At 35.1% G+C, this 22,446-nt stretch carries 19 protein-coding genes and 3 tRNA genes; 16 read left to right on the top strand and 6 right to left on the bottom strand.

Translation table 11 applies throughout. From position 1 onward, the window contains the following. Window positions 1-88 precede the first annotated feature (88 nt). Window positions 89-2,569, bottom strand: a complete 2,481-nt coding sequence (locus tag ACJZL3_RS06690) for an ATP-binding protein (protein WP_070357002.1) — start codon at window positions 2,567-2,569, stop codon at window positions 89-91. Between the two features lie 160 nt (window positions 2,570-2,729). Here ACJZL3_RS06690 and hemF point away from each other — a divergent pair, with 160 nt between their 5' ends. From hemF to sucD, 9 genes are all read left to right on the top strand, one after another. Beyond that, complete coding sequence (gene hemF, locus ACJZL3_RS06685) at window positions 2,730-3,554, top strand: oxygen-dependent coproporphyrinogen oxidase (RefSeq protein ID WP_022626154.1); 825 nt, start codon at window positions 2,730-2,732, stop codon at window positions 3,552-3,554. An 81-nt stretch (window positions 3,555-3,635) separates the two neighbouring features. Further along, a complete protein-coding gene (locus ACJZL3_RS06680; RefSeq protein WP_419198757.1) occupies window positions 3,636-3,923 on the top strand; it encodes a hypothetical protein in 288 nt (95 codons plus the stop codon). A gap of 27 nt (window positions 3,924-3,950) precedes the next feature. Beyond that, window positions 3,951-4,847, top strand: a complete 897-nt coding sequence (locus ACJZL3_RS06675) for a hypothetical protein (protein WP_419198756.1) — start codon at window positions 3,951-3,953, stop codon at window positions 4,845-4,847. Window positions 4,848-4,915: 68 nt separating this feature from the next. Next, window positions 4,916-4,987, top strand: a tRNA-Glu gene (locus ACJZL3_RS06670). Between the two features lie 28 nt (window positions 4,988-5,015). Then, window positions 5,016-5,702, top strand: a complete 687-nt coding sequence (locus ACJZL3_RS06665) for a 16S rRNA (uracil(1498)-N(3))-methyltransferase (protein WP_006279818.1) — start codon at window positions 5,016-5,018, stop codon at window positions 5,700-5,702. 218 nt (window positions 5,703-5,920) lie between these two features. Then, a tRNA-Pro gene (locus ACJZL3_RS06660) sits at window positions 5,921-5,994 on the top strand. 199 nt (window positions 5,995-6,193) lie between these two features. Next, window positions 6,194-6,394, top strand: a complete 201-nt coding sequence (gene rpsU, locus ACJZL3_RS06655) for a 30S ribosomal protein S21 (protein ID WP_006279819.1) — start codon at window positions 6,194-6,196, stop codon at window positions 6,392-6,394. Window positions 6,395-6,431: 37 nt separating this feature from the next. Further along, a complete protein-coding gene (gene sucC, locus ACJZL3_RS06650; protein WP_006279820.1) occupies window positions 6,432-7,583 on the top strand; it encodes an ADP-forming succinate--CoA ligase subunit beta in 1,152 nt (383 codons plus the stop codon). A gap of 3 nt (window positions 7,584-7,586) precedes the next feature. Next, window positions 7,587-8,462, top strand: coding sequence for a succinate--CoA ligase subunit alpha (gene sucD, locus ACJZL3_RS06645; protein ID WP_010963102.1), 876 nt, complete (start codon window positions 7,587-7,589; stop codon window positions 8,460-8,462). A gap of 8 nt (window positions 8,463-8,470) precedes the next feature. On the opposite strand, the gene dapF is transcribed toward sucD, so the two are convergent. Together dapF and ACJZL3_RS06635 are read right to left on the bottom strand one after the other, a co-directional pair. After that, window positions 8,471-9,259: a diaminopimelate epimerase gene (gene dapF / locus ACJZL3_RS06640; RefSeq protein ID WP_006279822.1), complete on the bottom strand. Its 789-nt coding sequence runs from the start codon at window positions 9,257-9,259 to the stop codon at window positions 8,471-8,473. Continuing rightward, complete coding sequence (locus tag ACJZL3_RS06635) at window positions 9,240-9,827, bottom strand: nitroreductase family protein (protein ID WP_419198972.1); 588 nt, start codon at window positions 9,825-9,827, stop codon at window positions 9,240-9,242. Before ACJZL3_RS06635 ends, dapF begins: the two co-directional genes overlap by 20 nt. Before the next feature lie 85 nt (window positions 9,828-9,912). On the opposite strand from ACJZL3_RS06635, the gene ACJZL3_RS06630 reads away from it, so the two are divergent. The 6 genes from ACJZL3_RS06630 (at window position 9,913) to petA (ending at window position 15,895) form a co-directional block, all read left to right on the top strand. Then, entirely contained in the window at window positions 9,913-10,440 is a 528-nt protein-coding gene (locus tag ACJZL3_RS06630) for a biotin transporter BioY (protein WP_015589442.1), read from the top strand. Beyond that, the gene (locus ACJZL3_RS06625) at window positions 10,437-10,826 is read left to right on the top strand and encodes a DUF1284 domain-containing protein (protein ID WP_010082044.1); all 390 of its coding nucleotides are present in this window, start codon (window positions 10,437-10,439) and stop codon (window positions 10,824-10,826) included. The genes ACJZL3_RS06630 and ACJZL3_RS06625 overlap by 4 nt, the downstream gene beginning before the upstream one ends. Window positions 10,827-10,994: 168 nt before the next feature. Beyond that, complete coding sequence (locus tag ACJZL3_RS06620; RefSeq protein WP_010082043.1) at window positions 10,995-11,870, top strand: tetratricopeptide repeat protein; 876 nt, start codon at window positions 10,995-10,997, stop codon at window positions 11,868-11,870. A gap of 505 nt (window positions 11,871-12,375) precedes the next feature. Next, window positions 12,376-12,448, top strand: a tRNA-Val gene (locus tag ACJZL3_RS06615). Between the two features lie 52 nt (window positions 12,449-12,500). Then, window positions 12,501-15,203, top strand: coding sequence for a DNA topoisomerase (ATP-hydrolyzing) subunit A (gene gyrA / locus ACJZL3_RS06610; protein ID WP_070356997.1), 2,703 nt, complete (start codon window positions 12,501-12,503; stop codon window positions 15,201-15,203). A gap of 92 nt (window positions 15,204-15,295) precedes the next feature. Then, window positions 15,296-15,895, top strand: a complete 600-nt coding sequence (gene petA / locus ACJZL3_RS06605) for a ubiquinol-cytochrome c reductase iron-sulfur subunit (RefSeq protein WP_010963095.1) — start codon at window positions 15,296-15,298, stop codon at window positions 15,893-15,895. A gap of 18 nt (window positions 15,896-15,913) precedes the next feature. On the opposite strand, the gene priA is transcribed toward petA, so the two are convergent. Beyond that, entirely contained in the window at window positions 15,914-18,256 is a 2,343-nt protein-coding gene (gene priA / locus ACJZL3_RS06600; RefSeq protein ID WP_010963094.1) for a replication restart helicase PriA, read from the bottom strand. Between the two features lie 144 nt (window positions 18,257-18,400). On the opposite strand from priA, the gene ACJZL3_RS06595 reads away from it, so the two are divergent. Next, window positions 18,401-20,185 (top strand): hypothetical protein, encoded by a 1,785-nt coding sequence (locus ACJZL3_RS06595; RefSeq protein ID WP_010963093.1) that lies wholly within the window; start codon window positions 18,401-18,403, stop codon window positions 20,183-20,185. A 72-nt stretch (window positions 20,186-20,257) separates the two neighbouring features. Here the strand turns inward: ACJZL3_RS06595 and thyX are convergent, their stop codons facing one another. Both thyX and murA read right to left on the bottom strand, forming a co-directional pair. Then, window positions 20,258-21,112, bottom strand: a complete 855-nt coding sequence (gene thyX, locus ACJZL3_RS06590; protein ID WP_010082033.1) for an FAD-dependent thymidylate synthase — start codon at window positions 21,110-21,112, stop codon at window positions 20,258-20,260. A 9-nt stretch (window positions 21,113-21,121) separates the two neighbouring features. Continuing rightward, window positions 21,122-22,399, bottom strand: coding sequence for a UDP-N-acetylglucosamine 1-carboxyvinyltransferase (gene murA, locus ACJZL3_RS06585; RefSeq protein ID WP_006279833.1), 1,278 nt, complete (start codon window positions 22,397-22,399; stop codon window positions 21,122-21,124). Between the last annotated feature and the right edge of the window lie 47 nt (window positions 22,400-22,446).

Below are 22,446 nucleotides of genomic sequence, written 5' to 3'. Positions count from 1 at the left end.
CTTTTATCTTATGTATAAAATAATTCTATTGTATATATGCAAGAAACTTTTGCATTAGAAAATTTTTTTGTTGCTAACCACACTAAAATTAGACTGTCTTTTTTGCTTTGTGTAACACACTTTGAACCTTGTTTCCTAATTCATTCAGAGTGAATGGTTTTGGCAAAAAGTGAAAATCTTCTATATTGATGTCATCACTCTTTAAAAAAGCATCTTCTGCATACCCAGAAATAAAAATAACGTTGATATTTGGCCTATGGATCAATGCTTCTTTAACTATTTCTGGGCCGCTCACCTCTGGCATGATTACATCAGTGATTATAAGATCTATATGTTGACTTTTTTTACTGATTATTTCTGGCGCCTCGCTGCCTATGCTTGCTTCTATTACATCAAATCCTTTTCTTTTGAGTGCTTTAGAGATGAATTCCCTTACTGAATCTTCATCTTCGATTAATAAAATTATACCATTACCTTTAATTTCACTTACTACCGGTTTTTCTGTTTCTTCACTATCTTCCTCTCTATCATTTTCATCTGATATGTAAACCATGGGCAAAAATATGCTAAATTTAGTTCCATGATTTACTTTGCTAGCAACATAGATGTATCCTTCAGTTTGTTTAATAATGCCATATACAGTAGAGAGGCCAAGACCTGTACCAGAGGTAATATCTTTGGTAGAAAAAAATGGATCAAAGATCTTTTCAGTTGTATCACTCGTCATTCCACATCCAGTATCAATTACTTCAATCACAACATAATTTCCATGTTCAATCGCTTCCTTGTCTGGAGAAAACATATCCTGAGGTGTAGAATTTAATGAGTCAATCTTTTGATTAAAGGTTCGTATAGTTAATTCTCCGCCCTTTTCCATAGCAGCACTAGCATTGACTGCTAAGTTAAGTATAACTTGCTCTAATTGCCCTTGATCAGCCCTAACAGCACCCAAGTCTCTACCATAATAAATATTAAATTTTATATTTTCACCTATTAATCTTTTTATCATTTCATAAAGATTAGCTATAGTATTATTTACATCAATAATTTTTGGCTGCAAGGTCTGTCTTCTTGAGAAAGCAAGCAATTGTCTTACTAAATTTGATCCACGCTTTGCATTTTGCTGTATCTGTATTATATCTCCAAAAGATGGGTCACCAGCTGAGTGTTGGAGTAAAAGCAAATCGCAAAATCCTATTATCCCAGTCAATATATTGTTGAAATCATGCGCAATACCACCTGCTAACTGCCCTATAGCTTGCATCTTTTGATAATGCTCAAGCTTTATCTCTAGGTTTTTGTGTTCAGTATTGTCAATAAAATAACAAAGTATGAAGATCATTTTATTATGAAGAAACTTATTGAAATATATTTTTATGTTATTACCGCCGTTGAGCTGTACATCAAAAGACGCATTATTTATTCTATTACTCGAAAAATATTCACGTATTTTCACATGATAACTATCCAATATCAACGTAAAGATTGAATTATTATCTGACCCTGCAAGCTTTATTAGTGCCGTATTTTTCTTTACAAAGTTGCCGTTTATGTCACATTGTGCAATAGCAATTGATGAATTTGCAAAACAAGGGTGTAATTGATAATCAACAATATTTGATTCGGTTGGTGTTATAAAGCCATATATATAGCTATGGTTGTATTTATCACAAAATATAGCAGTGCTCATATAAGCCTTGAATGGAATACCACTTATAGTAAAAAACAAAATTTCATTATCGGTTGTTGTATTGTTATATTTAGATTGAGATATAAAATCACTGATTGAGCTACCTTTTTCCAGTTTTTTTAGTTCAAATATGTCTAAAAATCTTTTATTTACAGATAAAATCACCCCTTTGGCATTTGCAATGTAAGTTCCTATGCTGTGTTTTTCTATTAACTCTTCATATATCTGCTCCTTGTTTATCTGTGTTGCTTTTAATACAAAATACCCATCTGGCCTTGCTATTGGCACTAATGATAAATTTAAAATCTTATTACTATTTATAGCAATTTGGGGATTATCTGGTATCGGCTCAAAGAGCAAAAGAAAGTTAGATACTCTATTCTTCTTGTTTAAGGAAATGCATACCTGTACAGAAGAGTTATTTTTTAGTGCATGATAGAGTACTTTTTTGTCTGCTTCTGAAACATCTCCTATTTCAAGAATCTTGTCTAACGTAATGTCATCATCTATATGATCTTTAAACCTTTCGTAGAACCTTGCATCAGCATAAATAATACCTTCATCTTTATGTAAAATAAGGCAAAATTCTGTATTATGATTTAGTGCATTTGCAAATATTGCATTTTGAAATTCTATAGTATTAAGTAGGTATCTGTAGCGTTTTACATTATACATCATAAAGAGAGTTGTTAGAATGCTAACTAATAAATTAATCTCTATATTAATATGCTGACTATATATATCAAAAAAGTAGAGTATCGATATTGCTACTGGAGGTAAGAGCATAATAACTGCCATCACAACAATTGACATTCCATAATTTCTTAGTATGAAGTCAACCCTGTTCTCTTTTTTGTTATCTATGTATCTTTTATTCATTATTGTTACTTGGCATTGTTGTACATACGAAAATGTTCTATTATATTGATTTAATTATTATAGATTTATTAACGTCTTTGATAGATAATTATCATCCAAATCTAATTAAGTTCCTTAAATATCAGATATAACAATGTTAATAAGCTAGCAAGAGGATATTATGGAAAAACAAAAAACACAAGCATTTAAATGGTTCTGTGCACTAAGAGATAAGATTATAGAATCTTTCTTATTAATTGAAAAACAATCATCCGCAGAGCCAAAAATCGAAAAGAGAAAGTGGGATCGCCCAGGTGGTGGAGGTGGTGAATCTACAATTATTTTTGGTAATGTTTTTGAAAAAGTTGGAGTAAACGTTTCAAAAGTACACGGAAAATTTGCAGATTCAGCCATTAATGAAATTCCTGGTGCAAGTGAAAGTAACGGAGAGTTCTGGGCAAGCGGTATATCTTTAGTGTCTCATATGCAATCGCCCCTTATCCCTGCAGCACATATGAACACAAGGCTGATATATACTTCAAAACAATGGTTTGGTGGAGGAATGGATTTTACGCCAATATATAAAAATGAAGAAGATTGCAAGTATATTCATGAATCAATCAAAATGACATGTGATAGATTTGACACCGGATATTATCCAAAATTTAAAGAGCAATGTGACAACTATTTTTTCTTACAACACAGAAAAGAGCCGCGTGGTATTGGTGGCATTTTCTATGATAATCTGAGTTCTAGCAACTGGGAAAACGATTTTGAGTTCACAAAAGCAGTAGGTGAAGCCTTTTTGGAAATTTATTTGCACATCATACGTAAACATATACAAAAATCTTGGACAAAAGAACAACGAGAAAATCAATTAATAAAACGTGGCAGATATGTAGAATTCAATCTGTTATACGATCGTGGCACAAGGTTTGGTTTAATGACTGACGGCAATCCAGATGCAATTATGATGTCAATGCCACCACTTGTTAAGTGGTTATAGAGAGCTGCTATTAGTAGAAAATAAATCATCATAGTTTAAAATTGTACCATGGTAGTGAGCTTTTATATAGGGGGTATAATCATGGGCATAATAGATAATTTTTTAATTAAATCTGTCAAAAACAATGACATAAAAGGTGTTAAACTGACTCTAATTCTCTATGATGCATTAAATAGTTTTAGAAAATTCTTTTCAAAGACTATGTCTCTCAAGAATACAGGATCATTTGATATAAATAATAATCAAGCTTTAAATCAGGCTTTAGGACATGCTACAGATCACAAAATAATGGAATTGCTGATTAATCGTGGAGCTGATATCCACTCAATAGATGAGAATGGAAAGAATGTTATAATTCGTGTTATTTAGAGTTTAGCAGAATCAAAAAATCTAAAATTGGATAGTGAGAAAAACTTACCAGCAGAGATAATTCTTCACCCCACAGTTTCCTTTTTACTAGGAAAAGGCGCAGAGTATTATTCTACAGATGATTTGAATGTTGAAGCTATACAACAAAAACCTCCTAGAACCTCTGAATATGAGCCAATAACTATGTACGCTGAGGTGAACAACAATGTAATACCACCTCAAAAACCTTCTAGAACTTTTGAGTATAAGCCAAAGAGCACTAATTATGATGCTTTGCCTTCAAAAGAGCCAATTTACGCTGAGGTGTATGATGCTAAGGTTAGTAACTCATTAGGGGAGAATGGTTATTTGAGTGTATCAGAAGAATCTATTTATGCTGAAATATATGATTCACATAAAAAATCCACTGAAAATTTATCATTGGAAGATAGTGGTTATTTGAGTATATCAGAAGAACCTATTTATTGCACTATAGATGATCTTTCAGAACAAAAAAAGCCTACTAGCCTAAAACAGAAAGAGCCAGAACAGTCGTCAGAACCTATTTATGCTAGGGTAGATTTGTCCAAGAAAAGAGCAGAAAGAAAAGCAAAAGACATAAAAGCTAATTCTGGAACTTGCCATGGGTTAGTGCAAGATAAAGTGAATGATTGGCAAGTGAAGCTAAATGAGCTAAGTGCTAATAAGTCGATAAGTCAGCAACAGACTAATGATCAAAAAATTAAGACCAAGGCTGGCTTTAGTGTAGAAGAAATAAGGCAGAAATATGAGCGTAGAGATTCTGGCTACGATTCTGGCTATGATTCCGATACAAAAGTTGAACAACAATTAGAATTAGCTCCTAAATCTGAGATAGGTTCAGTGAGTATTGAGCATGGAGTAATAGGAGGCTGTCGATATAAGATTACTGATATATCCCTCTAACTATGTGATTCAAAATAATTGAATTGACTTTATATATGTAATCGATATAACCTAGTTAGATTCAAGTTGACTCTTTCGTCTAGTGGTTAGGACACCACCCTTTCACGGTGGTAACACGGGTTCAAATCCCGTAAGAGTCACTCAAGTAGGATATAATTAAAGTTTTGAATGGGAAAAATTAGGCTCTATGTTGAAGAAGCTTTATCACAAGGCGTGAGTTTAGCACTTAATCCACAACAAAGTCACTATATTTGCAATGTAATGCGGCTTAAGAAGTATGATAATCTCTCTCTTTTTAATGGAAAAGATGGAGAATGGTTAGGAGAAGTAGTTAATATATCGCGTAAATTGACAGAAGTTACACCCAAAGAATGCACTAAACAACAGCAATATGAGGAAAATTTATACCTGTATTGTGCCATGGTAAAAAGTGCTGCTTTGAACAACATAGTAAGACAGGCAACTGAAATGGGAGTAATCTGCATTCAATTTATTTCAACGGAACGTACAGTGGTAAAAAATATTAACCTAAGTAGAGCAAAATTACAAGCAATCGAAGCAGCGGAACAATCAGGTAGGATAAGTATACCAGAGATTTTGCCTCCTATTAACTTTTGTGAGTTACCTGATTCCCAGAGTAAAAATTTTGTTTTGTGTGATGAAACAGGTAAAGCTGACAAAGTGCTGAAAGGCAAAAAAAATGTTGCTATTATTGTTGGCCCTGAAGGTGGTTTTTCATCTTATGAACTTGATCTTGCCGATAAGTTTTGTCAAAAATTGAGTCTAGGAAAAAGAATTTTAAGGGTCGATACTGCTGTAGTTGCTGCACTCACTTTCACCAATTGGTGTAGCTAGATTTTTAAATATGACTAAGGTTTGGGTCATAAAGAAATCTGGTTCAGTGTTGCGCGCACAAAAACCCTGTAGACTTTCTACGAAGCAGTCTGTTGTTAAAGAGGAGCTAATAAAAAACATATTCTAAGATAATATTAAATCTCATATTATATTTTTTCTAAAGTAAACAAATGAATCTTGCATTTTGCCTGAGTTATTGATACTCTGAGTAAAGAAGTCGGGGCGTAGCGCAGCCTGGTAGCGCATTTGGTTTGGGACCAAAGGGTCGGGAGTTCAAATCTCTCCGCCCCGATGTTAGTATAATTGTAAGAACGCTGTAACATAAGAGCAATCTCCATCAGTAAGCAAGTAGCTGACACTGGAATGACATTATTTACCATGTAAATTATGGCATATTACATTTTAACGCTCAAGTTTATAAAATAATTGACAATGTTAATTTTCTAATTTATAAATAGATTTTGAAATGATTACCGAAGGAGGTATAGAGTTTGATAGAAGTATCAGTCCATTATGGTGATGTAGACAGAGCTCTTCCAGTATTGAAAAAAACAATTCAAAAGGAAGGAAGAGGGTTGAAAATGAAAAAACAATATCATGAAAAAAAATCAGAAAAAAGAGCTAAAAAGAAAGCTGAAGCTAAAAAAAAGAGGTACCAACAAGAGTGCAGAAGGCAACGTTATGGTTGGTAGTTTGTACTCAAGTTAATAGTTTATCATTGGTTATTTTATGAATATTCACGAATATCAAGCGAAAGAAGTTTTGCATAAATTTAATGTCCCAGTGCCAAAAGGTTTTGTTGCTACATCTGCAGAAGAAGTAAAGACTCAAGTAAGTCAATTAAAATCTGACGTGTTTGTAGTTAAAGCTCAAATTCATGCAGGTGGTAGGGGTAAAGCCGGTGGCGTAAAGCTAGCAAAGTCAGTTGAAGAAGCTCAACAGTTTGTAAAGGACATGATTGGTATGACTTTAGTTACTCATCAAACAGGGCCAAGCGGGCAGCAAGTAAGAAAAGTGTACGTTGAAGAAGGCTCAAGCATTAAGAAAGAGTATTATTTAAGCCTGGTAATCGACCCGAAGCTCAGTAGGCCAATATTCATATTTTCCTCAGAAGGTGGAATGGACATCGAAGAAGTGGCAAAAAATTCTCCTGCAAAAATTGTGAAATTTGATATTGATCCTGCTACAAGTTTTGATAGCAGCAAGTTAAGCAGCAGTTTTCATTTGAGTCCAGAACAAATAGAAAAGATATCGAACATTGCAAAAAAAATATATGATGCGTTTATTGCAACTGATGCGAGCCAAATTGAAATTAATCCACTGGTTGAAACAAATTCTGGAGATTTTATTGCGCTCGATGCAAAAATTAATTTCGATGATAATGCTTTATATCGTCACCCAGAAATTATGGAACTTCGTGATTATGATGAGGAAGTGAAAGAAGAGATAGAGGCTTCAAAGTATGGGCTCAGTTACATCAAAATGGATGGCAGTATTGGTTGCATGGTAAATGGTGCAGGTCTTGCTATGGCAACAATGGATATAATAAAATACTACGGAGCAGAGCCTGCTAACTTTTTGGATGTTGGTGGTGGAGCGAGTAAAGAAACTGTAACTGAAGCATTTAAAATCATATTGTCTGATAGCAACGTAAAAGGAATTCTGGTTAACATATTTGGTGGTATAATGCGTTGCGATATTATCGCAAGTGGAATTGTTGCGGCTGCAAAAGAAATGAGCATTAAAGTTCCTCTAGTGGTTAGATTATCAGGTACTAATTTTGAAGAAGGAAAAAAAATTTTAGAAGAGTCAGGATTAAATATTATTGCTGCAGATGAGCTAGATGAAGCTGCGCAAAAGATAGTAAAAGAGGTAAAATAAAGCATGTCCGTTTTAGTAAACAAAGATACAAGATTAATATGCCAGGGTTTTACTGGCGCACAAGGCACATTTCATTCAGAGCAAGCAATTGATTACGGAACGAAAATGGTGGGAGGTGTAACTCCTGGAAAGGGTGGGAGCACTCACCTTAATTTACCGGTTTTTAATACTGTAGCAGAAGCCAAAGAAAAAACCGGTGCAAATGCTACAGTTATATATGTACCTGCTAAATTTGCTGCTGCTGCAATACTTGAAGCAATAGATGCAAAAATAGAATTGATAATTTGTATTACAGAGGGCATTCCTATACTTGATATGGTGAAAGTTAAGCGTGCGCTTATCGGCTCAAAAAGTCGATTGATTGGTCCCAACTGCCCGGGAATTATTACCCCTGAAGAATGCAAAATAGGAATTATGCCTGGCCATATCCATAAGCGTGGACACATAGGAATTATGTCTCGCTCCGGAACTTTAACTTACGAGGCAGTAGCACAAACAACCGCTGTTGGTCTTGGTCAATCCACGTGTATCGGAATTGGGGGGGATCCAGTTCATGGTATAACATTTGTCGACTGTATGGAGCTCTTTTTAAAAGATAACGATACTCATGGTATTGTAGTTATTGGTGAAATAGGTGGAAACGAAGAAGAAGATGTATCACATTTTGTGAAAACAGAAAAAACTAAAAAGCCAATCGTTGGTTTTGTAGCAGGCCAAACGGCACCTCCAGGAAGACGTATGGGACACGCTGGAGCAATCATCTCTTCCAGCGGTGGAAGTGCTGGTGCAAAACTAGAAGTTATGCGGAGCGCTGGAATTGCAATTGCTGAAACCCCTGCAGTAATTGGTAAGAAGGTATTGGAAGTAATGCATCACTAGAATTAGGGTCACAAAAACCCTATATCACCGGTCATGAATACGTTATTTGCCCATTCGATTAATAACTTGCCTCCTGGTAAATTTACTGAAGTCTGTTGGGCAACCAGATATCCACGTAGTGTGGATGCAACAAGTGCTGCACAGGCTGCACTACCGCATGATGCAGTAATGCCTGTACCTCTTTCCCAAACTCTTAAAGCTATTTCTCCAGACTTTTCAACTTGTGCAATACTAACATTAATTTTCCGAGGAAATAATGCGTGATTTTCTAGCTTTGGTCCTAAATTTCGCAATGGTATTTCACTTATGTTATCAACAAAAAAAACTATGTGAGGATTGCCAATATTTACTGCAACAGGATCTTTTAGCATTTCAAGCTCTATAGGTAAGTGAAGAGTGTCACACTCAGTAGATAAGGGAATTTCATGCCATTTTAGCAAAGGTTTACCCATGTTAACCTTTATGGATTTATCACCCACTTTAAAACACTCTAAAATGCGTTTGCTTGTTAGCTCAATAATGGAGTATTCAGCACCTTTTTCTGACATTATCAAATATCCAACACAGCGTGCTGCGTTTCCGCACATTTCAGCTCGACTGCCATCAGCATTATAGATATGCATAAAACAGTCTGCAGCATTAGACATTGTTATAATTATCACTTGATCACAACTGCTTTGATCAGCAATTTGTCTATGGTTCCAGTCTAAATTGTTTGTTGAACGTGAGTCTATGATAACGAAATTGTTACCAGTGCCGTGCATTTTGATAAAATTTTCAGAATTTTGGCCACTCATCATAAAAAAATATTTCTTCTATTGGTCTTCTTTTCTTCTTACTTGTTTCAGCACCCTCTTCTTCGTAACCAACCGCTATCACTGACATTACGTTAAAGTCATTGGGTATATTGAACTCTTTCACTATTTTATCTCTATCAAATCCACCCATTTGATGGGCCATTAAGTTCATAACTGCAGCTTGTAACATAAGTCCATAATTCGCTGCACCAGTATCGTGATTAGCCCAAAAATTTTCACCTTTATCAGATTTGCGGAAATTCTTAGCGCTTAAAGATATGATTAACACTTGTGCATCTTTTGCCCATTTTTGATTAGATTCATCAAGGCAATTTAGCAGCTTTTCCCATGCGCTTTGATTGTTCTGTTTGTTGCATATTACGTATCTCCAGGGTTCATCACCAAAACATGAGGAAGTCAGCCTTACAGCTTCCATTAAAATATCCATGTCTTCCTGAGATATTGCTCTTGTAGGATCGTATGAACGTCCGCTGTGTCTTGCTTTCATCAACGATAATAGATCTTGTTTACTCATCATTTTTAATTTAATAGTGCATAAATAATTCATTGTAGCACAATATAAGCAAAATTTAAATTGCAAAACCTCTCATACACATATATTACATTTAATAAGTTATTTTTATTGGGAAGGTATGTTTATAACACAATCTAGCAGCAGATCAACACTGGCTGAAATATTGTCTTGCGTTTTACTTTTATTCTTGATGGCTCAAATAAGTATACCATTGCAGCCTGTGCCTATCACATTGCAAACTTTAGGAGTAATGCTTATTGGGCTTAAATTTAACCGCAGAACAGCATTCTATTCTGTGCTTACATATCTATCACTTGGTGCAGCAGGATTGCCTGTTCTTGCAAATTTTTCTGGTGGTTATCACGCTCTCCTTGGACCAACAGGTGGATATTTAATTGGCTGTTTAGCTGCTGTTATGGTAATGAGCAAAGTAAATGAATTACTGAACTCTAAATATAAATCATTTGTGTGTAATTCTTTAAGTTGTCTGGCTGGTACAGTTGTAATCTTTATTTGTGGTGTTAGTTGGCTTGCTGTTTACTTGGGTCTGGGACAAGCAATAATGGTGGGTGTTTTACCATTTATCCTTCCTGGTTTGATAAAAATTTTTCTACTTGTAGCAGCTTTGCAATATTTGAAAAAATGATAAAATTTCGCCCTCATCATTTTATGTGCACCCTCGCGTTTCGGGGATATGGGTATTCTCAGGGTTTTGTAGAAAATTATAGGAAGATAGCAAGTGAAGTGGTTAGTACTCAAATCGAAGTAGTTGGTAACCTTGATAGTATTTGTAGTGCTTGCCCAAACCAGACTAAACAAGGTAAATGCACCGAACAAGCTAAAGTTTTAGAGCTAGATAGAAGGCATATGGAAATTTTAGGAATTAAAATTGGCGAGACTTTGACCTGGAGTGAAGCGGTAGAAAAGATTAGGGAGAAAATGTCTTTAGAGAAATTCGAGTACGCATGTGAGGGGTGCAACTGGCAGCCATATGGAATATGTAAAAATGCCCTTTTAAATCTACAAAGGTAGTTGACAAAATGTTAAGATAAATTGAAGCATTTTTGTGGAAATAAAGCGAAATATGGAAGACAAAAGATAAATGCATTCTGAAAGGCTACACAGCATGTTCGTCCCGCTAATTAATAATATCTTTATTATTGTATGAGATAGGTAATTTAGCATTTATGAATTTGTAATGTGTTGCATATAGCTCAAAGAAATAAGGTTTACTGGTTACACGCTGCAGCCAATGCCACAACACTAGGACCTATGTTTATCTGCATGTTAATTTGCGTTGTGATTTTATGGAGGTCTTCTGTTACCTATGCTAGTGAAAATTTGGAGATACAGAAGGCCTTTGATAGTGTTGTCAAGCATATAAAAGCTGATAAAAAATATAAAGATCTTGATGTTATTGAGAGAAAAAGTGATAAATTTAACATCAAAATTGCGCAGAATTCTGGCAAGAGTTTTGACATATACTCTACTTTAAAAAAAGCAAAAGATTCCTTTGAATCAGGAGATAATGAAACAGCTATTTCTCTCCTTAATCAGATCATTGCAAAGTTTCCTTATCATAAAAATGCTTTAATTGGATTGGGAAATATTTATTACGCTAATAAAGAATACAAAAAAGCTGTAGAGATTTACACAAGACTGTTAAAAGAACACCCTAGTAACCCTTACATATTAAAAAATTTTCTGACGATAATCTCACAATATAATCCTGATCTGGCGTTGAGTGAAATGTTAAAATTGTATGATATACATAAAAATTATGCTCCTTTATTAGCAAATTTAGGTATGATCTATATGAAAAAGGAGGATTATGTAAAAGGTAAAGAGTATATGATAACTGCTATTTCCCTCGATGAAAACAATATTTTTTATACTTATAATTTAGCTGTTATTCTAGATAAACTTTCAGATTTTCAAAATGCTACAATATTCTACTTAAAATTGTTGAACATGGCTACAACTTCGAAAGATGTGAGTGAAAAAATACCTTTATACAAAGTGACAGCAAGACTAAAATTTATAAAACTTCACAGCACGCACTCAAAGATTTCATAAAAGCTTATAGCTCACCTAAATCTAATTTATCGTATCTGTTCAAGGGAGTGGCTAATGTGCAAATATTGAAGCAAAGTGTGTGAAACACAGATGTACGAACATTTGTTTGCAAAGGTAATTTACACAACAAATGCATAACTGTACGAACATTGTGATTTTGGCCTATCAGGAGGGTGTCATCCCAGTGCTTGACACTGGGATCCAGGAATTTTATTAAGTTGGCGAGCATAAAAATAGCTGTTTTATGTAAAAATACAACGTTTTAATGATTATGAAAAAGCTGGATTCCAGTGTCAAGCACTGGAATGACACCATTCTTTTTTCTGGATCCCAGTGTCGGCTACTTGGATGACACCATTTATTGTAAGGACTTACCTCACATTTACTCTATGATTATCTTTTTAGATCACCTTGTCTACCTATTTTGCCACTCTGCTGAACGGATACAATTTATTGCTATTTTTGTTTACAATAATAATATTGAGCTATAGAATTAGATCTAAAGGGGCAATTAGCTCAGCTGGTAGAGCATCTCGTTTACACCGAGGAGGTCGGCAGTTCAAGTCTGTCATTGCCCATTTGCTTAACTGAATGTTAGTATTATTAATTACTTCAATTAAAGTATAGAAAATGCAGGATAATATAGTACCAATCTCAATAGTAAAAGAGCTGGAAGATTCTTATCTTTCCTACGCAATGAGCGTTATCATAAGCCGGGCTATACCTGACGTGCGGGATGGATTTAAACCTGTTCACAGGCGCATATTATATGCAATGTCAAGAGCTGGATTCGATGCCGGTAAGCCATATAAAAAGGCAGCTCGTATAGTTGGGGATGTAATGGGGAAATATCACCCACATGGTGATGCAGCTATTTACGATTCCTTGGTTAGAATGGCCCAAGATTTCTCTCTTCTTTTACCACTTGTTGATGGGCAAGGTAACTTTGGTTCGATAGATGGAGATCCACCAGCTTCAATGCGATACACAGAAGCAAGACTTCAAAAAGTGTCGCACTTTTTACTGAATGATATTGATGAAGATACAGTTAATTTTAGGCCAAACTACGATGGAAATGAAACAGAACCAGTTGTGCTGCCTGCAGAGTTTCCGAATCTATTGGTAAACGGTGCAAGTGGTGTTGCAGTTGGTATGGCAACCAATATTCCTTCTCATAATCTTGGAGAAATAATAGATGCTTGTATATTATATGTAAATAATCCTGAAGTTACTTTGGATGAGTTACTTGAAGTGATGCCAGGGCCGGATTTTCCAACTGGGGGAACAATTCTTGGAAGGTCTGGAATAAGATCAGCATTTGCAACTGGTCGTGGATCAATTGTTGTGCAAGGCAAGACTCATATAGAAGATCTGCCACAAGATAGGCAAGCAATAGTGATTGATGAAATACCTTACCAGGTAAATAAAGTAAAATTAATTGAGAAGATAGGTGAGCTTGTAAAAGAAAAAAGAATTGATGGTATAACAGAAATTAGGGATGAGTCCGATAAGTCTGGTATTAGAGTAGTAATTGACCTCAAAAGAAATGCTGAAGCAAGTTTTATACTTAATCAAATATTGGGGCTAACTCCACTAAGAAGTAGTTTTAGTGTTAACACTTTAGTGCTCAATAACAACAGGCCTGCTTTGATGTCATTGAAAGAAATCATAACTGCTTTTGTTGATTTTAGAAAAGAAGTATTAATCAGGAGAACAGAATTTCGTCTAAGAAAAACGAGGGAAAAAGCTCATATATATATAGGGCTCTACATTGCGGTCCTCAGCATAGATGAAGTGATAAAAATCATCCGCGGTGCAAAAGATCCTGCGGAAGCAAGTAGAGAACTTTTAAATAAAGAATGGAAAACTTCGAATGAAATCAATACTATTATCGAGTTGATTTCAGATAGCGCAAGCTTTTTGAAAGATGGAGTGTATAGATTAACTGAACTACAAATTAAAGCTATCCTTGATATGAAACTGCAGCGTTTAACAGGCCTTGAAAAAGACAAATTAGAAGCTGAGCTAAGTTCAATGATCAACCTGATAAAAGAATATATCGCTTTTCTTGGCTCAGGAGAGAAGTTGATGAAAGAAATAAAAAACAATCTACAAGAAATAAAGAACAGATTTGCTGTGCCGCGAAAAACTTCAATAGAAGAGTCAGACGCGGACATTGAAGCTGAAGATCTAATTCCACAAGAGGATATGGTGATAACCGTAACTATGAATGGTTATATCAAGCGTGTAAAACTTTCTCACTACAGAACTCAGCGTCGTGGTGGAAAAGGAAAGCTAGGACAGGGATTAAAAGAAGAGGATGTAATCACAGAATTATTTGTTGGAAATACCCATACTAGCTTTTTATTCTTTTCTAACATTGGTCGAGTTTATAGATTAAAAGTTTATAAGTTACCTCTTGCAGAGCCAACCGCACGTGGAAGAGCACTTGTTAACATATTTCCGCTTAGCGATGGTGAAACTATAACTAATATCATGCCATTGCCAAGTGAAAATGACGAAAATCAAAACATAGTTTTTGCTACTGCCTATGGAAACATAAGGCGTAACTCCTTAGCGGACTTTCACTATATTCCAAGCAATGGAAAAATAGCAATAAAGCTCGATGAAGGAGACAAATTAGTATCGGTTAAGGTATGTAATGAAATTGACCATGTTTTACTTTCAACAACGCTTGGAAAAAGTATCAGATTTGTTGTAAGTGATGTGCGTCAATTTAAGAGTCGCAATTCAGATGGCGTAAGAGGTATCAAACTTGTAAAGAATGACAGCGTGATATCCATGACCATATTAAATGGGATAGGTGTAGCAACAGAAACAAAAGAACTTTACTTAAAAGTTCCACTTGCAAAAAGACTGGGGACTGCAATTAATAACTCCATTGATTCTAAATTGGAAAAGACTTTGAATGATTTAGGAATAGATAACGAATTATTCTTAAAACTTGCAGTGAATGAGGAGTTTATATTAACTATTACTGAAAATGGCTTTGGTAAAAGAACTTCTGCGTATGAGTATAGAGTAACTAACAGGGGTGGTGTTGGTATCACCAATATTCTTACTACTAGCAGAAACGGTAATGTTGTTGCTAGTTTTCCAGTTGAGCAGGGTGATAATATAATGCTTATTACAGATAAAGGAAAGTTAATTCGCATTTCGGTCAATGAGATTAGAATTGCAGGACGCAGCACTCAAGGAGTCACTCTGTTTAAAACAGAAAGTAGAGAAAAAGTGGTGTCAGTAGCGAAAATTGAAGATCCTGATTCCACTGAAGATAGTATTTTTGAAGTTGAAAACTCTATCGCTTCTTAACCGTAGTATAGGTTAAACAAAAAGCGCAGGTTTTTGTTGATTAATACGCAGTATTTAAATTAAAATATATACTTATGGCTAAGTAAAGATCAATGGACAAAAAATTAACTAAAAATAAAAAACCACTGGCAGACAAAGAGGATAAAAAAACACCTCCTGTTAAAGATCTTACTAAAAATAAGAGTAGGAGAGATTTTATAACATTAACTACATGCGCTATGGCAGGTATAGGAGCTGCAAGCGGACTTTGGCCACTGGTTAAATCTATGAATCCTTCTGCTGAAGTTCTAGCAACTTCCACAGTGGAGGTGAATTTGTCTGGAATTCAGGAAGGACACGGAGTAAAAGTAAAGTGGCAAGGTAAACCAGTATTCATTCGTAGACGCACAAAGCAAGAAATTGAGGCTGCAAGAGCTGTGAATGTGAAGAGCTTGAGGGATCCTCAATTAGATGAGCAGAGAGTATACGAAGGAAAAGACGAATGGTTAATTATGCTTGGAATATGTACACATCTTGGGTGTGTACCGGTTGACCACGCTACAAGAGATGGTAATGGTTGGTTCTGTCCTTGCCACGGTTCATATTATGATACATCAGGTCGAGTAATTGGGGGTCCTGCACCGAAAAATATGGCTGTACCTGATTATTTTTTTCCCAGTGAGAATGTTGTGGTAATTGGCAAGAAGGCTTAACGAATATAAATAAACTCGTTAAAAAAAACTCACAGGATCAACATCTATTATCACTGCAATACTCGAATTCAAGTTACAATTTTTAATCCAATATTTCAGCTTTTTTTGTATGGATAGACTATGCTTATTGTGTATTTTTAATAATACCCTATACCGATACTTATTATTTAAAAAATTTATCGCTGCTGGTGATGGGCCAAGAATTTCAAATTCCTTTTTGTCTACACCTACATTTTTTTCCTGGATACAAATAGTTGAGCTACTTGAATGACAGAGAAGAGATTTTACTATTTCATTCGCTGCTTTTTGTGTTGCAATCTGATTCTTACCACAGATTATAAGCGCTATTAATCTGCTAAATGGTGGCATTTTGGCTTCGCGTCTTGACTTAAGTTCGATTTCATAAAATGAGTCTCTTTTTTGATGCAGCAATGCTTTTATTATTGAACTTTCAGGATTATTGGTTTGCACTATTACCATTCCTTTTTCATTAAACCTTCCTGATCTGCCTGCAACTTGGTGCAATAATTGATACGTCTTTTCCGCTGCTCTCAAATCAGAATTTTCGAGACTCAAATCTGCATTCATTACTCCAACCAAAGTTAATTTGGGAAAATTGTGCCCTTTAGCAATTATTTGTGTGCCGATTATAATGTTCACCTCTTCTTTCAATATCAAGTCAATTACGTTACTAACCGACTTCTGATCGCTGCTTATCATCGCAGTTTTTGCGTTTGGTATTAATTTCACCATTTCTTCAAGCAACCTTTCAATTCCTATGCCGTAGAGGGACAATGGCTGTTCACTTTGGCAATTAGAGCATTTCTCTGGAAGTTTTAATTGATAAGAGCAATGATGGCACAAAAGAGCATTTTTTTTCTTGTGATATGTAAGCCAAACAGCACAATTTAAGCAGGAAATTTTATATCCACACTTTTTACAAATTGCCAGTTGTGCATACCCTCTGCGGTTTAGAAAAAGCATAACCTGCTGTTTTTTCTCTATGGTTTGTTTGATGCTTTCAAAAAGCTCAGAGGAGATCCATTGCTTGTTGTTCCTCATATCTACTACTTTAATGAGTGGCAATTCTGCACCACCAAATCGTTTAGTTAGCTTTACATGATTGTAATTCCCGTTTTTAACATGATGAATCGTTTCAAGCAGTGGAGTAGCTGATGATAAAATAATCGGAATATTTTCAAATTTGGCTAAGATTATCGCCATATCTCGAGCATTATATATAATTCCCTGTTCTTGTTTAAAAGATGAGTCGTGCTCTTCATCAACGATAATCAATTTTAGGTTTTTATAAGGCAAAAAAAGTGCTGATCGTGCACCAATAATTATCTGCGCATTTCCACTTGCTATATTGAGCCAATTATTCCGGCGAGTTTTTGGAGTGAGTCCTGAGTGCCATTCAACTAAGTTTTTTGATATCTGACCGCGAACACGATTTACCAATTGTGAAGTTAAAACAATTTCAGGTAGGAGGATTAAAATTTGTGTATTACCTTCTCCTGATGTCATTTCAACATATTCTGGTGTCATACTAGTACGTGGCAAAGACGGTATGCTAAATGTTACAGTGGGTTTTGCCTTGAGTATAAAGGTGTCATTCCAGCGCTTGACACTGGAATCCAGGAATTTTGATTGTAAATTAGGTATTGGTTTTAAGTTAAAATAAACATTTGTAATGAGGTTATATGAAAAACTGGATCCCAGTGTCAGGCTACTCGGATAACACCCTCTTGGTAGACCCAAATCACAATGTTCGTACAGTTGTGTCTCTGGGCACTGGGATGGTAAAGTCTGAGCAGCATTTGGAACGGCAGTGTAATTCTTAATCAATTGTGCAATCACAGAGAGATAAACTTCCGTTTTTCCAGATCCTGTCTCACCATCAAGCAAAGTCACTGAATACTCATTCAAACTGCTGATTATTTTATCACTAGCTACCTGCTGTTCAGGGCTTAATTGGCAACTTATTTCACTTATTTCCTGCTTCTGCTTAGCACAAACCAATTTATCTATGTGATTTACTTTTAACACTCCTCCCATTATCACTTTGGCAAGCATACCAACAGGTATTAAGTTATACTGCGCAACCCACTCTGCAAATGCGATCAATTTTGGTCTAATATTTGGTAAATCAATTTTTTGCTCAATAAATTTTAATTCTCGGTTACTTTTATCACTGTATTTCCAAACTATTCCGATTAAGCGTTTTTTGCCAAATGGCACCACTACGTAATCTCCAAGTAAAATCTCAGTATTTTCCTCAATTGCATATGAAAATAACTGATCAATTGGAAGTGGTAGTAATACGTCAACTGTTTTTGCCATAGTGATTGAGTTTAACATTGTTTTAAAGAGCTTGTAACTTTATTAAGCTTGGCAATATAGATGAATCGGTACAGAGAAAATCTTAACGTTTAACACATTTTTCATAGTACAGACCGTATGATTGATAAATAAAATGATTTATAGAATTTGTGGAGGCTACCAATGGTCAACGACAAGATTACTTTGAACTTTGAAATAGAAAAAGGCGAACCTATAGATCGATACTACTTTTCTGCACATATAAAGCTTACAGATGAAAGCAAAAATCTTTTGCGCGAGAAGCTTGGCAGTACAATTCAATTCGATAATCTAGATGATCACTTCAATCTTAACCATGAGAATTTTTATATCTACTACAACAAATATAGTGAGCACAATGGTAGAAGTGAGCTACACGTTAGGGATGATAACGGTAAATATTTAACCTCCAATCTTCCACTTAATTACTATGGATTCTCAATGGAACTATCACCTGACGGAGCGTCAATTGCAGATTATGGTTTTTATCCTCTGTATGCAATCTATAACCCAAATCACTATGATAAAGCAAAGGAAAAAGTATTTGATGATCACGGTGAATTGTCACCAATTGCATCAAATGTGTTAGATAATTTTTTAAGCAACACAAATAGCTTAACCACACAAGATATATTACAAAATGTATTCTCACAACTGCAGAAGAAAGCTGATGAAGAAGCAGAAAGATTGGCAAGAGAGAGAGAAGCAGAAAGACAAAGGGAGGAAGAGTTAAATGAAAAGAACGAGGAGTTAAAAGAACTTGTAGAAAAGGATGAGATTAAAATATTCAAAGTGGTAAAAGGTAATGATTTAGGTAATGGGCATTCAGCAGTAGTTTTACAACTTGATGGGGAAGAAGGTGACAAGATACCTCTCGACTCTAGTAAATACTACATAGCAGAGTATAGACACCACCCAGAATGGGAAGGCGATGAATATTTAAATTTTGTTAGCCCTGATAGTGATATGCTGGTTAATTATGAAAACTTATTTTTTGTGCTCAATCAAAGCTCCTACTCAGACTTTGAAAGTGGGTTTTATTCAGAAAACAGAACCGATCCCCATAATTATGCTAAATATTCAAAGGAACCATATTTGAGTGGTGACCAGCTATCTGAAAAATTATCTAATGAATTGGAGGAAGATAGCAATCAGATAGGTACTGAATTTACAATTGATGATGAGCAAGTAGACGAAGAAGTTGTGGTAGAGAGTGAAGCCAAGTCTGGGGAGAAAGGAACGGTTGGTGAGGATAACGCAAAAAATACTATACAGGAAGAAGAATCTAACTATATAGATCAAATGCAAGCGGATGATAGCAGCAGTTATAAACCAGCTTTGCAAAGCAATCGTGATGATTATGCTGATACGAAAAAAGCTCTGCAGGAAAAATTGCATGGAGATGAAATACACAAGCAAAGTAATGAGAAAGCTCAAAAAGATATAGAAGTAAAAAAAGTAACTGTGGAAACTGACAGTAGCAGTAATAAGACTGAAAAACAAACAAAACCAACAGAAGATGAACAAGAAACTGTTATGGCAAGTGTGATAGAAAATATGGATAAAAATTCTGATATTGAAGCAGAAACTTCTAACAGTGTTGCAAATTCACAACATCCCTTAAAAATAAAGACAGGAAGTCCTCTTGAAGTGGGAAAGTATAAGGTGGAGCTGCAAGTGACATATGATGATGTAAAGAATTTTTATGATACCGTACGTGGTAAATATCATGCTGGCGATGGATATAACTACGAACAAGTAATGGTTTTATATAATGAAATTGTTAGGCCCGCTCACAATCATCATTACGAGCTGTTTACTCTTGATGAAGCACATGTTGCTAATGATCACCTGTTTATCAAGGGTCAGGATTTTGGAACTCTAAATGATTTTAATGAGATGTTCTATAAAAGTGATGAGTTAATGTGATGTAAAAAGCAAGATTCAATCTGGTGAACGAGAGTTAACTGACAGAGGAGATTGACACGTATGCCTTTATCTTTAAGATTGTTTATCAAGTATAGACATCAGCTCGCCCCATTCTCTTTTACCAATATTACTTTCTTCTCTAGTAACGTTTTCCCCTTTAATTAATTTGCGAATTATTTCTAGACCAGTTCTTGAAATACAGGCTGATTCTAGGCAATATTCAACAAAGGCATTGTAGGCCAGTGGAACCCATTTTTTTATTATATCCAGCATAACTTCTGCATAAACTCTGATTTCATATTGGGCATGCTTATCAGCTCTAAGCTTCAAAAAATGAAGGAGATTATGCAGATCTATTTTCCAATAAAATTGCGTGTAGTAATTAAGCATTAGGTTAGTTCTGGCAATTTCTCTTGCAAGCCCCTGCTCAATAAATTTTTCATAATGAGAATATACTAAATTAGAGTCATTTATTAGAGAATCTATTATTTCCTTTGAGGTATCTGGATCAAAAGCTTCCCCGCTACCTTGTTTATTATTGTCAGATTGTTTTGCAACTTGTTCTGGTTTAGGTGTATAAAATTCATTATCAAGTATTGAATACCTTGCTGAATATTCATTCACATTTGCAGTTCTATGCCTTATCCATTGCCTTGCAACAAAAATTGGAAGTTTCACGTGAAACTTAATTTCACACATTTCAAATGGAGTTGTATGATGATGTCTCATTAAATACTTTATAAGTGCTTCATCCTGACTTATCTGTTTTGTTCCCTTGCCATAAGAAACACGAGCAGCTTGAACTATAGCGCTATCAGAGCCCATATAATCCACTACTCGAATAAATCCATGGTCTAATACCTTATGTTCTTCATATAAGATTGCATCTATTTCTTTTACTATAGTTCGTTTGGTTGCTTCATTCATAAAATATCCTCAAGACGAAATGGAGATATCAGCTCCACATGAATTGAGTTTTTCATGCATTGCTTCATATCCTCTCCATAAATGATGTGAATTGTTTATTATAGTTTCTCCACCGGCTACCAAAGAAGCAAGCACCAAAGCTGCTGTTGATCTTAAGTCAGTAGCATATAGATTAGCTCCAGATAAGCTTTTTATTCCACTTATAGTAGCTTTGCTTTTCTCGATGCTGATATTAGCACCTAACTTTCTCAATTCATCTGCATGTGTAAATCTGTTTTCAAAAATGTTCTCTTCAATTACTGATATCCCATCAGCGATGCACATTGCAGACATCAGTTGTGGTTGCATATCACTGGGAAAATTGGGATATGGATCTGTCGCAACGTTAGCAGACTTAATAGAGCCATTTTTTCTGGAAATAACAATGCCTCCATCATACAGTTCAACCATAGCTCCTATAGTCTCCAACTCATTTGTAATACACCTTATATCAGATAGATTTATTCCTTCCAACTCCAACTTACCACCGGTTATTATAGCAGCTAGTGCATAGGTGCCTGCTTCTATGCGATCTGGTATTATTTTATGAACACATCCATTTAGTGCTTCAACTCCTGTTATTATGACCTTTGTATTATCAATTTCAATATCAGCACCCATTTTCTTCAGAAAATCTATTAAATCAAGAACTTCCGGCTCAGTTGCAGCATTGTTTATTGTTGTCACTCCTTCTGCAAATGTTGCTGCCATTATTACATTTTCTGTTGCGCCAACACTTATTTTCTCAAATGTGATTTCTTTTCCTTGTAGCTTTCCTTTCACTGTTGCAATTATATTATAGCCGTCAATTTCAATTTTAGCTCCCATTTCTTCTAATGCTTTAATATGCATATCAACGGGACGCTTTCCAATGTTGCATCCACCAGGAAATGCTGTTCTCGCTTTGCCAAATCTGCTAAGCATTGGACCCAATATTAGAAAAGAAGTTCTTAGCTTACTTGCGGTTTTATATGGCATCACGTGATTGTTGATATTGCTGCAGTCAATTTTCAAAGTATGGTTCGCTTTATAATTTTTATTGTGCATAAAGTTCACTTCTGCTCCAAGACTTTCAAGCAACTTAGACATTAGATGCACATCAATTAAATCAGGTACATTATGCAAAATTACCGGGGAGCTACTTAATAGACTTGCTGCCATTATTGGTAAAACAGCATTTTTTGAGCCATTAATCTTGATTTTTCCGACCAAAGGTTTGTAGTTATTTCTTATTAATATCTTGTGCATTTAATTAGATATAAAGTATAATTCATTAGTTTATTGAAGTCTTACTA

The sequence above is a fragment of the Wolbachia endosymbiont of Rhagoletis cingulata genome, from assembly GCF_048537655.1.
In the GTDB taxonomy this organism is placed as follows: Bacteria; Pseudomonadota; Alphaproteobacteria; order Rickettsiales; family Anaplasmataceae; genus Wolbachia; species Wolbachia pipientis.
The sequence above is the reverse complement of the archived record's forward strand: the minus strand, read 5'-3'. Positions and strand labels throughout refer to the sequence as shown.

What these genes read in the sequence shown, in the direction of transcription:
- hemF (WP_022626154.1), top strand. Translation starts at nt 2,730, where the DNA reads ATGGAAAAACAAAAAACACAAGCATTTAAATGGTTCTGTGCACTAAGA.
- priA (WP_010963094.1), bottom strand. Translation starts at nt 18,256, where the DNA reads ATGTTAAACTCAATCACTATGGCAAAAACAGTTGACGTATTACTACCA.
- murA (WP_006279833.1), bottom strand. Translation starts at nt 22,399, where the DNA reads ATGCACAAGATATTAATAAGAAATAACTACAAACCTTTGGTCGGAAAA.
- gyrA (WP_070356997.1), top strand. Translation starts at nt 12,501, where the DNA reads ATGCAGGATAATATAGTACCAATCTCAATAGTAAAAGAGCTGGAAGAT.
- ACJZL3_RS06595 (WP_010963093.1), top strand. Translation starts at nt 18,401, where the DNA reads ATGGTCAACGACAAGATTACTTTGAACTTTGAAATAGAAAAAGGCGAA.
- ACJZL3_RS06635 (WP_419198972.1), bottom strand. Translation starts at nt 9,827, where the DNA reads ATGAATTATTTATGCACTATTAAATTAAAAATGATGAGTAAACAAGAT.
- petA (WP_010963095.1), top strand. Translation starts at nt 15,296, where the DNA reads ATGGACAAAAAATTAACTAAAAATAAAAAACCACTGGCAGACAAAGAG.
- sucD (WP_010963102.1), top strand. Translation starts at nt 7,587, where the DNA reads ATGTCCGTTTTAGTAAACAAAGATACAAGATTAATATGCCAGGGTTTT.
- dapF (WP_006279822.1), bottom strand. Translation starts at nt 9,259, where the DNA reads ATGAGTGGCCAAAATTCTGAAAATTTTATCAAAATGCACGGCACTGGT.
- ACJZL3_RS06680 (WP_419198757.1), top strand. Translation starts at nt 3,636, where the DNA reads ATGGGCATAATAGATAATTTTTTAATTAAATCTGTCAAAAACAATGAC.
- sucC (WP_006279820.1), top strand. Translation starts at nt 6,432, where the DNA reads ATGAATATTCACGAATATCAAGCGAAAGAAGTTTTGCATAAATTTAAT.
- ACJZL3_RS06690 (WP_070357002.1), bottom strand. Translation starts at nt 2,569, where the DNA reads ATGAATAAAAGATACATAGATAACAAAAAAGAGAACAGGGTTGACTTC.
- ACJZL3_RS06630 (WP_015589442.1), top strand. Translation starts at nt 9,913, where the DNA reads ATGTTTATAACACAATCTAGCAGCAGATCAACACTGGCTGAAATATTG.
- ACJZL3_RS06625 (WP_010082044.1), top strand. Translation starts at nt 10,437, where the DNA reads ATGATAAAATTTCGCCCTCATCATTTTATGTGCACCCTCGCGTTTCGG.
- thyX (WP_010082033.1), bottom strand. Translation starts at nt 21,112, where the DNA reads ATGAATGAAGCAACCAAACGAACTATAGTAAAAGAAATAGATGCAATC.
- ACJZL3_RS06665 (WP_006279818.1), top strand. Translation starts at nt 5,016, where the DNA reads ATGGGAAAAATTAGGCTCTATGTTGAAGAAGCTTTATCACAAGGCGTG.